Origin of the sequence: Plantibacter sp. MCCC 1A11337 (assembly GCF_013349365.1) — a bacterium.
GTDB lineage: Bacteria > Actinomycetota > Actinomycetes > Actinomycetales > Microbacteriaceae > Plantibacter > Plantibacter flavus_A.
Genome location: NZ_JABJWX010000001.1, coordinates 551,258 through 563,129, shown reverse-complemented (window position 1 = coordinate 563,129; position 11,872 = coordinate 551,258). Strand labels below are relative to the sequence as shown.

10 protein-coding genes are annotated in these 11,872 nt (G+C 70.0%); 4 read left to right on the top strand and 6 right to left on the bottom strand.

The features are described 5' to 3' along the window. Window position 1: 1 nt before the first annotated feature. From HOW07_RS02555 to pepN, 6 genes are all read right to left on the bottom strand, one after another. On the bottom strand, window positions 2-1,684 hold the full coding sequence (locus HOW07_RS02555; RefSeq protein WP_175116006.1) for an FAD-binding dehydrogenase: 1,683 nt from the start codon (window positions 1,682-1,684) through the stop codon (window positions 2-4). A 55-nt stretch (window positions 1,685-1,739) separates the two neighbouring features. Next, window positions 1,740-2,168, bottom strand: a complete 429-nt coding sequence (locus HOW07_RS02550) for a globin (protein WP_175116005.1) — start codon at window positions 2,166-2,168, stop codon at window positions 1,740-1,742. Continuing rightward, window positions 2,165-3,172 carry a mechanosensitive ion channel family protein gene (locus tag HOW07_RS02545; RefSeq protein WP_079002300.1) on the bottom strand — a complete coding sequence of 336 codons (1,008 nt, stop codon included), beginning with the start codon at window positions 3,170-3,172 and terminating at the stop codon, window positions 2,165-2,167. The genes HOW07_RS02550 and HOW07_RS02545 overlap by 4 nt, the downstream gene beginning before the upstream one ends. A gap of 81 nt (window positions 3,173-3,253) precedes the next feature. Further along, window positions 3,254-3,928, bottom strand: a complete 675-nt coding sequence (locus HOW07_RS02540) for a response regulator transcription factor (protein WP_079002301.1) — start codon at window positions 3,926-3,928, stop codon at window positions 3,254-3,256. After that, entirely contained in the window at window positions 3,925-5,214 is a 1,290-nt protein-coding gene (locus HOW07_RS19595) for a sensor histidine kinase (protein WP_175116004.1), read from the bottom strand. Before HOW07_RS19595 ends, HOW07_RS02540 begins: the two co-directional genes overlap by 4 nt. A 144-nt stretch (window positions 5,215-5,358) precedes the next feature. After that, window positions 5,359-7,902, bottom strand: coding sequence for an aminopeptidase N (pepN, locus tag HOW07_RS02530; RefSeq protein ID WP_175116003.1), 2,544 nt, complete (start codon window positions 7,900-7,902; stop codon window positions 5,359-5,361). Window positions 7,903-8,044: 142 nt separating this feature from the next. Here pepN and HOW07_RS02525 point away from each other — a divergent pair, with 142 nt between their 5' ends. From HOW07_RS02525 to HOW07_RS02510, 4 genes are all read left to right on the top strand, one after another. After that, window positions 8,045-8,668, top strand: coding sequence for a DsbA family protein (locus HOW07_RS02525; protein ID WP_175116002.1), 624 nt, complete (start codon window positions 8,045-8,047; stop codon window positions 8,666-8,668). 35 nt (window positions 8,669-8,703) lie between these two features. Further along, a complete protein-coding gene (locus HOW07_RS02520; protein ID WP_085510673.1) occupies window positions 8,704-9,192 on the top strand; it encodes a ribose-5-phosphate isomerase in 489 nt (162 codons plus the stop codon). A gap of 63 nt (window positions 9,193-9,255) precedes the next feature. Then, complete coding sequence (locus HOW07_RS02515; protein ID WP_175116001.1) at window positions 9,256-10,257, top strand: Fpg/Nei family DNA glycosylase; 1,002 nt, start codon at window positions 9,256-9,258, stop codon at window positions 10,255-10,257. Window positions 10,258-10,294: 37 nt separating this feature from the next. After that, window positions 10,295-11,845: an amidohydrolase gene (locus tag HOW07_RS02510; protein ID WP_175116000.1), complete on the top strand. Its 1,551-nt coding sequence runs from the start codon at window positions 10,295-10,297 to the stop codon at window positions 11,843-11,845. Window positions 11,846-11,872 lie beyond the last annotated feature (27 nt).

Here is an 11,872-nt window from a genome sequence, read left to right as displayed (position 1 = left end):
CTCAGCCGGCGGCCATCGCGCGGCCGGCGGTCCGACCGCTGAACAGACAGCCGCCGAGGAAGGTCCCCTCGAGCGCGCGATAGCCGTGGATCCCTCCACCGCCGAAGCCGGCCGCCTCACCGGCGGCGTAGAGACCGGGCACCGGGTTCCCGTCGGGACCGAGGACCCGGCTCGCGAGGTCGGTCTCGAGCCCACCGAGGCTCTTGCGGGTCAGCACATGCAGCTTCACCGCGATGAGCGGTCCGGCCTTCGGATCGAGGAGCCGGTGCGGTGCGGCGACGCGGATGAGTTTGTCGCCCCGGTAGGAGCGGGCACCACGGAGCGCCGTGATCTGCAGGTCCTTCGTGAACGGGTTGTCGATCTCGCGATCGCGGGCCTCCACCTCGGCGACGACGTTCGCCGCATCGATGGGCGTCTCCGGGCTCAGCTCCTGCATGCCGGCGACCAGCTCGGTGAGCGTGTCTGCGACGACGAAGTCAGCGCCGTGTTCCTTGAACGCCTCGACGGGGCCGGGCGCTCCCGGACCGATGCGCTTCGCGAGCAGCCCGAGATCCTTCCCGGTGAGGTCGGGGTTCTGCTCGCTCCCCGACAGCGCGAACTCCTTCTCGATGATCCGCTGGGTCAGGACGAACCAGCTGTGGTCGTGGCCGGTGGCACGCAGGTGCGCGAGGGTACCGAGCGTGTCGAAGCCCGGGAAGAGCGGCACCGGGAGCCGCTTCCCGGTCGCGTCGAACCAGAGCGACGACGGCCCCGGCAGGATCCTGATGCCGTGCTGCGGCCAGATCGGATCCCAGTTGGTGATGCCTTCGACGTAGTGCCACATCCGGTCGCCGTTGATGAGATGCCCGCCCGCGCGCTCGCTGATCGCCAGCATGCGTCCGTCGACGTGCGCGGGGACACCGGAGAGCATGGTCGTCGGCGGCGTCCCGAGCCGGGCCGGCCACTGTTCGCGGACGAGGTCGTGGTTCCCTCCGATGCCACCGCTCGCGACGAGCACCGCGGGCGCCCTGCACGAGAACTCGCCGACGACGTCGCGTGAGCTCGGAGCCCCGCGCTCGGCATGCGACGGGGCGAGCACGGAGCCGCGCACGCCGACGACCGCGCCGTCCTCGGTGAGCAGCTCGTCCACGCGGTGCCGGAAATGCGCCGACACCGTGCCGTCCTCGACGCCGGCGCTCACCCGTCGGACGAAGGGCGCGACGACACCGGGTCCGGTGCCCCAGGTGATGTGGAAGCGGGGAACGGAGTTGCCGTGGCCGATGGCGCCGTAACCGCCCCGTTCCGCCCAGCCGACGACCGGGAAGAACCGCACGCCCTGGTCGTGGAGCCAGGCGCGCTTCTCGCCCGCGGCGAAATCGAGGTACGCCTCTGCCCAGCGCTTGGGCCAGTGGTCCTCGGGACGGTCGAACGCTGCTGCGCCAAACCAGTCCTGGGTCGCGAGCTCGAGCGAATCACGAACGCCGAGGTGGCGCTGCTCGGGGGAGTCGACCAGGAACAGGCCGCCGAACGACCAGTGCGCCTGGCCACCGAGGTTCGACTCCGGCTCCTGTTCGAGCAGGATGACCCGCTTGCCGGCGTCGATGAGCTCTGCGGCGGCGACGAGCCCGGCCAGCCCGCTGCCGATCACGATCGCGTCGGCCTCGGTCCGATCGGCGGACGGATGGGGAGGGACGGCTGCTGGCATCTGTTGACTCCTTCGGCGCGGACGTGCGTCCGATCCTACGACCGCGCGGCCGGAATCAGAGGAGACTGCGGCGCGGTGCCCCTGGATCCTCGTCGAAGGTGTTGACCATGGCGTGGGCTGCCCGCTCGAGGTAGTCCCAGAGCGTCGCCTCGTGCACCGGCGCGAGGTCGAGGCTGTCGACGGCGGCGCGCATGTGCAGCAGCCAGCGGTCGCGAGCGTCGGGGTTCACGTGGAAGGGCTGGTGCCGCAGCCGGAGACGCGGATGGCCGCGTTCGGCGCTGTAGGTGCCGGGCCCGCCCCAGTACTGCTCGAGGAAGAGCATCAGCCGGTCGGCCGCCGGACCGAGGTCCTCCTCGGGGTACATCGGTTTCAGGACGGGGTCGCCGGCCACGCCGCGGTAGAACTCGTCGACGAGGGCCTTGAAGGTGGCGTGCCCGCCGACCTGCTCGTAGAAGGACGTGCCTGGTGCCTGGGAGTCGGTCACTGCTGCCCTCTCGGGGGTCGCTTGGTCTTCGGCGCCCGTGGCGGGACCACCGTGGTCGGGTGGGTGCGCGGGGGACGCGAACCGGTCACACTTGCGGCACCCTCGAAGCCCGAGAGGACGATGCTGTTGAGCGACGGCAGCTTGACGTCCATCTCGTCGACGGCCCGCTTCAACCGCATCCGCAGTTCGCGAGCCACGTCGTCCTTGGCACTCGTGCGCGTCTTGATGACCAGGCGGATGACGAGGGCGTCGCCCGAGATCGACTCGAGACCCCACAGCTCGGGCTTCTCGAGGATGCGGGAGCGCCACTTGGGGTCGTGGGCGAGTTCGTTCGCCGTGTCGAGCATGCGCTCCTGGACGGCCTCGACGTCGGTGTCGTACGGGATCGCCAGGTCGATGATGACCCGCGACCAGCCCTGCGACATGTTGCCGACCCGCAGGATCTCGCCGTTGCGGACGAACCAGAGCGTGCCGTTGACGTCGCGTACCTGGGTGATCCGGATACCGACGGTCTCGACGACGCCGGTGGCGGGCCCGAGATCGACCACGTCGCCCACGCCCAGTTGGTCCTCGACCACCATGAACAGGCCGTTGAGGATGTCCTTGACGATGTTCTGCGCGCCGAAACCGAGACCGGCACCGACCGCTGCCGTCAGCAGGGCGAAGGAGCCGATGATGCTCGAGTCGATGACGTTGACGACGAGGATGGCCGCGACGATGACGATGGTGACGTTGACGATGTTGCTGAGCACGGTGCCGAGGGTCCGTGTGCGTTGGACGAGTCGGACGGCGGCAAGCGGCGAGGCGAGCAGCGATTGTGTGTCGGTGACGTCGGCGCTCTTCTTGACGCCACTCACGATGCGGCCGACGACGCGTCGGATGACGAATCGGAGCACCCATGCGGCGGCGAACGCCAGGCCGATCACGATCACCACGCCGATGATCTTCCACCCCGCCGTCCAGAGGAAGGCGGTCACGTCAGGCCAGATCTCATCCCAGTTCATATGGGGCCCAGTGTATCGAGCGACCCGGAGTGAACCGTGTGAGCCGCCCGAGTGCGAGCCGGACGGTGCCTGCGTGGACGGTCATGGACGCACGAGTCCGTGCTTGTAGGCGAAGATGACGGCCTGCACGCGGTCGCGCAGCTGCAGCTTCATGAGCACGCGACCGACGTGTGTCTTCACCGTCGACTCGGAGAGGACGAAGTGGGCGGCGATCTCCGCGTTGCTCAGCCCCTCCGCCATGGCGACGAGGATGTCGTGCTCCCGCGGTGTCAGCTCGGCGAGTTCTGCGGCCGAGCCGTCCTCGGCGGCCGCGGGCGTGCCGGGGAGGGCCGTCGCGAAGAGTTCGAGCATCCGTTTCGTGATGCGGGTCGAGACGGCGGCGTCGCCGGCGTGGACCGCACGGATCGCGGACGTCAGCTCGTTCGGCAGGGCGTCCTTCAGGAGGAAGCCGCTCGCGCCGGCCCGCAGCGCTCCGAAGGCGTACTCGTCGAGGTCGAAGGTCGTCAGGATGATGATGCGGCTGTCGGGGTTCGCGGCGACGATCCTCCTGGTCGCCTCGATCCCGTCGAGTCCCGGCATCCGGACGTCCATGAGGATCACGTCGGGCCGCAGGGTGGCGGCGAGGTGGATCGCCTCGGCGCCGTTCGAAGCCTCACCGACCACGTCCAGATCGTCCTCCGCGCCGAGCACGAGACCGAATCCGAGCCGGATGAGCTGTTGGTCGTCGACGAGCAGGATGCGGACGGGATCGGTCATGGTGTGGTTCCTCGTGGTTCGGTGGTCGGCGGAGACGTTCTCGTCGGACGTGGTTCCAGTGGCAGGACGGCATGGACGCGCCACAGTCGATCGCCGACGGCCCCGGCAGTGACCCGACCCCCTTGGAACGCGACGCGTTCGCGGAGGCCCAGCAAGCCCTGGCCGGCGCCGAGCGACGGCGCGTCCGGAATGGACCCGTCGTTCTCGACGATGAGCTCGAGGTGCTCGTCGTCGGTGGTGATGACGACGTCGACGCGCTTCGGCCGCTCCGCGTACCGCAGCGCGTTCGTGAGGGCCTCCTGCGTGATGCGGTGCACGGCGAGCAGGATCGACGGGTCGTCCGTCGACGGCCCGGAGGCGGTGAGTGCGACCGGCAGGCCGAGTCCGCGGAAGGTCTCGACGAGCGCGGGGATCGACGCGGCGTCGGGTTGCGGAGCGAGGGGCGCGCTGCCGGTCTCACGGAGGACCCCCAGCATGCGTCGCATGTCGACGAGGGAGCTCCGGGCGGCGTCGGTGACAGCGGTCATGGCGGATCGGGACGCCGTCGGGTCCTTCGTCGCCAGGGCCCCCTCGCTCAGCGCGACGATGACGGTGAGACTGTGGGAGACGATGTCGTGCATCTCGCGGGCGATGCGGGTCCGCTCGGCGACGGCGGCGAGCTGGGCCTGCTGGTCGCGCTCGCGGGCCAGCTGTGCCGCCCGATCGACGAGGGCTTCGACGTACCGCTTGCGATTGCCGACGTTGATCCCGATCAGCAGCCCGAAGAGCGCGAAGAGGACGACCGAGATGATGGTCTGCTGCGGCTCTCCCGGTGCGTGTGGCGCGGCCCAGGGCAGGAAGGGGGCGAGGACGGCGACGACCGCGGCGGCGGCGAAGGCCTGCCAGCCCAGTGCGACGGTCCGGTACACGGCCACGGAGTACAGCAGGATCGGCACCGCGAACGCGTCGACGCCCACCGTCTGCGCGACCGAGACGAGCCCGACGACGATGACGAGCACGGCCATCGCGAGCGGACGCCGTCGCCTGAGCAGGACGGCGAGCGTCGTGACGCCCACGATCGCGACGGCGAGGGCGATGCGACCGGGCTGGGCCGCCAGGTCGACGTCGAACCACTCGACGGTGCTGACCGAGAGGGCGACGAGGAGGTACCCGGCGGCGATGAGCGAGTCGGCGGTCCACGGATGCCTCGACCACCAGCGTCGGACGACCCCGGGCGGGCGCGGGAGCATCAGTGCGGCCTCCGTCGCGGCCCGGTCCGGGGCGGAGGAGGGCTTCCGAGCGGTCACGACGAGGACGACCCTGAGGGTCGGTCGTCGTTCACCGGTCGGCGCATCCCTCCAGGATACGGAGAACCCCTCCACAGCGGGTCGTGCCGTGGAGGGGTTCTCGCCAGAGGATCCTGGTACCGGAGTGCTATCCGGCCGAATGGATCAAGCGGCGTCCCGTGCCTGTGCCGCGAGTGCCCGCTCGACCCCGGCGAGGGCTTCGACGAGCATGCGTCGGAGTGCCGGGACATCGGCGTTGGCTTCCAGCCACGCGCGGGTGCGGTCGCGGAGCTCGGTGGAGGCGAGCGCCGCCGGGTAGAGCCCCTCGACGATGTACTCGGCGATCTTGTAGCTGCGCGACTCCCAGACCGAGGTGAGCGCGGCGAAGTAGGGCTCGACGAGCGGCTGCAGGACGGCCGGATCGATGACATGTCCGAACCCGAGACCGACGTTCCGGACGATCGCGTTCGGCTGGTCGTCGTGCTCCACGACCGAGTCGAACGCTGCGCGCTTGCCCTCGACGGTGGGGATCGTCGCCCGTGCACGAGCGGCCGCCTGCGCACCGTTCGCCGTGTTGTCCTCGGCGAGCGCCGCATCGATGTCCGAACCGTCCGCGAGACCGAGGAGGACCAGGCCCTCGAGGAGCTCCCACCGGAGGTCGGTGTCGATCTCCAGGCCCGGGAGTGCCGCGGAGCCGTCGCGCAGCGCACGCAGGTGCTCGCCGTGCTCGGGGGTCGAGGCGAGGGCGGCGAAGAACTTCACGAACTGGAACTGCGCGTCCGAGCCGGCCTCAGCCTCCTGGGCGAGCGTCCAGAGCGCGTCGCCGACCCGGGAGATGGTCGCCAGGCGGCGTTCCGGAGCGACGTAGTTGCGCGCGGCCAGACCGAGCTGGCCGAGCGTCGTGCGCAGGGTCGTCGACTCGGTCTCCGTGGCGATGTTCCCGAGGACGAGCTCCACGTAGTCGGAGGCGCTCGACTCGGCGTCGCGGGTCGCGTCCCAGGCGGCGCCCCAGACCAGCGAGCGTGCGAGCGGGTCCTCGATCGAAGCGAGGTGGCCGATCGCCGTCGCGAGCGACCGCTCGTCGAGGCGGATCTTCGCGTAGGCGAGGTCGTCGTCGTTCAGCAGCACCAGGTCGGGCTGCGTCTCACCGACGAGCTCCGGCACCTCGGTGAGCGCCCCGTCGACGTCGAGTTCGACGCGTCGGGTGCGGACGAGCTTGCCGTCCTGCAGCCGGTACAGGCCGATGGCGAGGCGGTGCGGACGCAGCGTGTCGTAGTCCGCGGGGACCGTCTGACGGACGGCGAACGCGGTGAACGCGCCGTCGGCGTCGACCGTGAACTCCGGGCTCAACGTCCCGACCCCGGCGGTCTCCAGCCACAGCTTCGACCACTCGCGGAGGTCGCGGCCGCTCGTCGCCTCGAGCTCGACGAGCAGGTCGTCGAGCACCGTGTTGCCGAACTCGTGCTTGCGGAAGTAGTTGCCCACGCCGGCGAAGAACGCCTCGATGCCCACCCAGGCGGCGAGCTGCTTCAGGACGGAGCCGCCCTTGGCGTAGGTGATGCCGTCGAAGTTGACCTGGACGTCCTCGAGGTCGTTGATGGTCGCGACGATGGGGTGCGTCGACGGCAGCTGGTCCTGGCGGTAGGCCCAGGTCTTCTCCATCGCGTTGAACGTCGTCCACGCCTCGGTCCACTCGGTGGCCTCTGCGGTGGCGATCGTCGAAGCCCATTCGGCGAACGACTCGTTCAACCACAGGTCGTTCCACCACTTCATGGTGACGAGGTCGCCGAACCACATGTGGGCGAGCTCGTGCAGGATCGTGACGACCCGGCGCTCCTTGATCGCGTCGGTCACCTTCGAGCGGAACACGTAGGTCTCGGTGAAGGTCACCGCGCCGGCGTTCTCCATCGCGCCCGCGTTGAACTCGGGGACGAAGAGCTGGTCATACTTCTCGAACGGGTAGGGGTACGCGAACTTCTCCTCGTAGTACGCGAAGCCCTGACGCGTCTTCTCGAAGATGTAGTCGGCGTCGAGGTACTCTGCCAGGCTCTTCCGCGCGAAGACGCCCAGCGGGATGGTCCGGCCGTCGCTCGAGGTGAGCTCGCTGCGCACCACGTCGTACGGGCCGGCCACGATCGCGGTGATGTAGGAGGAGATGCGCTGCGTGGGTGCGAAGCTCCAGGTCGCCGCGCCGTCGTGCGCCGGTACCGGCTCGGGCGTGGGGGAGTTACTGACGACCTGCCAGGCCGCGGGCGCCGTGATCGTGAAGGTGAACGTCGCCTTCAGATCGGGCTGCTCGAACACCGCGAACACCCGACGGGAGTCCGGCACCTCGAACTGGCTGTACAGGTACACCTCGCCGTCGACGGGGTCGACGAAGCGGTGGAGGCCCTCTCCGGTGTTGGTGTACTCGGCGTCAGCGTCGACGACGAGCACGTTCTCCGCAGCGAGGCCGTCGAGCTGGATGCGCACGCCGTCGGAGACGGTCGACGGGTCGAGCTCGACGCCGTTCAGGGTGACCGAGTGGACGGTGCGCGTCATGGCGTCGATGAAGGTCGAGGCGCCCGGTTCACCGGTGAAGCGGACCGTCGTGGTGCTGCGGAACACCTCGGGACCGGTCGTGAGGTCGAGCACGACCTCGTAGCTCGACGTGTCGACGAGCGCCCTGCGCTCCTGGGCTTCGACTCGGGTGAGGTTCTCTCCTGGCACAACTGCTCCCTGGTGTTGATGGACACGTGACGTGTGAACTGCACGTGGTCGCTCGTGACGACCGCGGCACGGTCAACCAGCCTAGACCCGCCGTCCGTCCGTTTCGGGGGAGTCGACGGGGATCGGCGCGTAGGGTGACGGCATGACGACTTCCGCTGCAGACAACACCCGCGTCGACTTCTGGTTCGACCCCTCCTGCCCGTGGGCCTGGATGACCTCGCGCTGGGTCGACGAGGTCACCGAAGCCCGGAACCTCGACGTCCACTGGCACATCATGAGCCTCGCCGTCCTCAACGAGGACCAGGACGTCAGCGACGACTACCGGGCCTTCTTCCCCCGGGCGCTCCGATACACGCGGCTCGTCGCCGCTGCGGCAGCCGAACACGGACACGCGGTCGTCAAGCCGCTCTACGACGCGCTCGGGACGCGGATCCATCCCGGCGGACGCGCGGAGGACGTCGACGCCGTGATCGCCGAGGCACTCGCCGAGACCGGGCTCCCGGCGGCGCTCGCCGAAGCGTCGACGACGGACGCCTACGACGGGCCCATGCGCGAGAGCCACTTCGACGGCATCGGCCGGGTCGGCCAGGACGTCGGCACCCCCGTCATCGCGATCGACGACGTGGCGTTCTTCGGACCCGTCATCTCGCCGGCGCCGAAGGGCGAGCAGGCGCTCACACTGTGGGACGGTGTCGTCGCCGCTGCCGCCTACCCGGGCTTCTTCGAGCTGAAGCGCAGCCGGACGGCGGACCCGATCTTCGACTGACGCGACGCCGGCGCCCGGAACCCTAGACTTTCCACATGCGCATCCACATCGCCACCGATCACGCCGGTCTCGAGCTCAGTCAGTTCCTGCAGGACCACCTGCGCGCAGCCGGTCACGACGTCGTCGACCACGGCCCGGCCGAGTACGACGCGTTGGACGACTACCCGGCGTTCTGCATCAACGCGGCGAAGGCCGTCGTGCGCGACCAGCAGGCCGGTGTGGACGCCCTCGGCGTGGTGTTCGGCGGCTCGGGCAACGGCGAGCAGATCGCAGCGAACAAGGTCGTCGGTGTCCGCGCGGCGCTCGTCTGGAACCTCAGCACGGCGCAGCTGGCTCGGCAGCACAACGACGCCAACGTCATCTCGATCGGTGCGCGTCAGCACAGCACCGACGAGGCGGTGTCGTTCATCGACGCGTTCATCGCCGAGCCGTTCAGCCTCGAGGAACGTCACGCCCGCCGGATCGCTCAACTCGCCGAGTTCGAGGCGACCGGCACCATCGCCGGCAAGCACGTCGACGCCTGACGCGTCCTCCACCGCCACCGCGCGGCGCGCCGGATCGCGTCGCCCACCGAGTGAGGAGTCACCATGCCCGAGGGGCACTCAGTCCATCGCATCGCCCGACAGTTCGCTCAGAACTTCGTCGGCCACCGGGTCTCCGTGTCGTCTCCCCAGGGGCGCTTCGCCGAGGGTGCCGCCGTGCTCGACGGCCGGACGGTCACCGACGCCAAGGCCGTGGGCAAGCAGATGTTCCTCGAGTTCGACGACGGACTGTGGTTGCGCGTGCACCTCGGTCTGTACGGCGCGTGGGACTTCGCCGGTGAGATCCGGTCGGACCCGACCATCGCCGCCTCGAACGGCCGCATGGGGCAGACGAACCAGCGCGGCACGGTGCTCGACGACGACGATGCGCCGATCCACGATGCGGACGGGGAGAACTCCCTGCACAGCATCGGTGCACCGCGCCGGGCCAGGGTCCGGATGTCCGAGCAGTCGAGTCCACTCGCCGAGATCGACGAGCGGTTCCCACCTGAACCGGTGGGTCAGGTGCGCGTGCGGCTGTTGACCGAGACGACCGTGGCGGACCTCCGCGGGCCGACCGCCTGCGAGGTGATCGACGCCGCCGGGGTGCAGGCCGTCATCGGTCGGCTCGGACCGGATCCACTGCTCGACCCGAGCGCGGAGGCGGGGGAACGGTTCGTGTCGCGTGCACACCGCAAGGGTTCCCCGATCGGCCTGCTCCTCATGGATCAGCAGATCATCAGCGGGATCGGCAACGTCTACCGCGCCGAACTGCTGTTCCGCGCCCGTCTCGATCCGCACCGCACCGGGAAGACGGTCCCCGTCGAGACGCTCCGCGAGATCTGGCTCGACTGGACGCGCTTGCTCGCGATCGGGGTCGAGACCGGGCAGATGATGACGATGGACGACCTGTCGGCGGCCGACTACCGCCTCGCGATGGCCAACCGCGCCGATCGCCACTGGGTCTACAAGCGGGAGGGACTGCCGTGCCGGGTCTGCGGGACGAACATCCTCCTCGAGGAGATGGGCGCCCGCAAGCTGTACTGGTGCCCGAACTGTCAGCGCTGAACCGAACCCGCCTGCCGAACCGACGAGGACCGATGTGATGACCGAGCACCGCCCTGGACCCGTCGGCGACCTCGTCACGACGATCGCCGACGTCCACCTGTCCGGACCGCGCCGCGGAGGCTCGTCCGATGCCGAACGGGTCGACGTCCTGCTGGAGGGCGGCTCGATCGTGGCGATCCGACCCGCCGACCCCGAGGTCCTGCTCAGCTCCGACCCGGGGGTGTTGGACGGTGGTGGTGGCTTCCTGCTGCCGGGGCTCTGGGACCACCACGTGCACTTCACCCAGTGGGCGCGCACAGCCAGGCGCGTGGACCTGTCCTCGGCCGCATCCGCCGCCGAGGCGGTCGAGTTGGTCGCCGAGCGGATCGCTCAGGAGGCCGACGGTGACGGCTGGGTCGAGGGCGCGAGGTTCCGGGACGCCCTCTGGCCGGACACTCCGACGTTCGCCCTGCTCGACGCGATCGCACCGGACCGCGAGGTCGTGCTGGTCAGCGCCGACCTCCACTGCTGCTGGCTGAACAGCGCGGCGCTCCGGGCCACGGGCTTCGCCGACCATCCCACCGGCCTGTTGCGGGAGGAGGAGTCGTTCGCCGTTCTCAAGCAGCTCGACCAGGTCGCCGACGAGCTCTCCGACCGCTGGGTCGACGCCGCAGCCGACCAGGCGGCATCCCGCGGCGTCGTCGGTGTCGTCGATCTGGAGATGCGCTGGAACGCCGCGGACTGGATCCGTCGGGTCGGGAACGGGACTCGCGCGCTCCGCATCTCCTTCGGTGTGTACGCCGAGCACCTCGAGCGCGCGATCGACGCCGGGCTCGTGACCGGGGGAGTGCTCGCCGGAACGGACGGTTTGGTGCAGGTCGGCCCGTTCAAGGTCATCACCGACGGATCCCTCAACACCCGGACGGCCTGCTGCGACGCGCCCTATCCGGGTTCGGCTCCTGGAACCGATGCGCACGGGATGCTCAACGTCCCGCCGGAGCGACTCACCGCATTGCTCACCCTTGCGACCGCCAACGGCCTCCACTGCGCGGTGCACGCCATCGGCGACCGAGCGAACACCCTGGCGCTCGACGCGATCGAGACGACCGGCGCGAGGGGCACGATCGAGCACGCGCAGCTGCTCCGGGCGTCCGACCTCGAGCGGTTCGCGCGGACCGGGACGGCTGCGAGCGTCCAGCCGGAACACGCGATGGACGATCGGGACATCGCCGAGGTCCACTGGGCCGGGCGCACCGACCGTGCCTTCGTGCTCCGCAGCCTCCTCGACGCCGGTGCCACGCTCCGACTCGGTTCCGACGCCCCGGTCGCTCCGCTCGACCCGTGGGTCTCCATCGCCGCCGCTGTGACGCGCAGCCGCGATGGACGCGAGGCCTGGCACGGCGAGCAGGCCATCACGGTCGAGGAGGCGCTGGCGGCGTCGACCAGAGGAGACGACGACGTGGTGGCCGTCGGCCGCCCCGCCGACCTCGTCGTCGTGGGGTTCGACCCGTTCTCCTGCGCACCGGAGGCCCTGCGCACCATGCCGGTCCTGGCGACGATGCTGGGTGGGCGCCTGACGGCGGCCGTGAGGCCCGGCCCGGGGGCGTGACGCTGCTCGGTCCGCGGGAACACGACG

Coding starts and splice junctions, on each gene's coding strand:
- HOW07_RS02515 (WP_175116001.1), top strand. CDS start 9,256: ATGCCCGAGGGGCACTCAGTCCATCGCATCGCCCGACAGTTCGCTCAG.
- HOW07_RS02555 (WP_175116006.1), bottom strand. CDS start 1,684: ATGCCAGCAGCCGTCCCTCCCCATCCGTCCGCCGATCGGACCGAGGCC.
- HOW07_RS02520 (WP_085510673.1), top strand. CDS start 8,704: ATGCGCATCCACATCGCCACCGATCACGCCGGTCTCGAGCTCAGTCAG.
- HOW07_RS02510 (WP_175116000.1), top strand. CDS start 10,295: ATGACCGAGCACCGCCCTGGACCCGTCGGCGACCTCGTCACGACGATC.
- HOW07_RS02545 (WP_079002300.1), bottom strand. CDS start 3,172: ATGAACTGGGATGAGATCTGGCCTGACGTGACCGCCTTCCTCTGGACG.
- HOW07_RS02525 (WP_175116002.1), top strand. CDS start 8,045: ATGACGACTTCCGCTGCAGACAACACCCGCGTCGACTTCTGGTTCGAC.
- HOW07_RS02540 (WP_079002301.1), bottom strand. CDS start 3,928: ATGACCGATCCCGTCCGCATCCTGCTCGTCGACGACCAACAGCTCATC.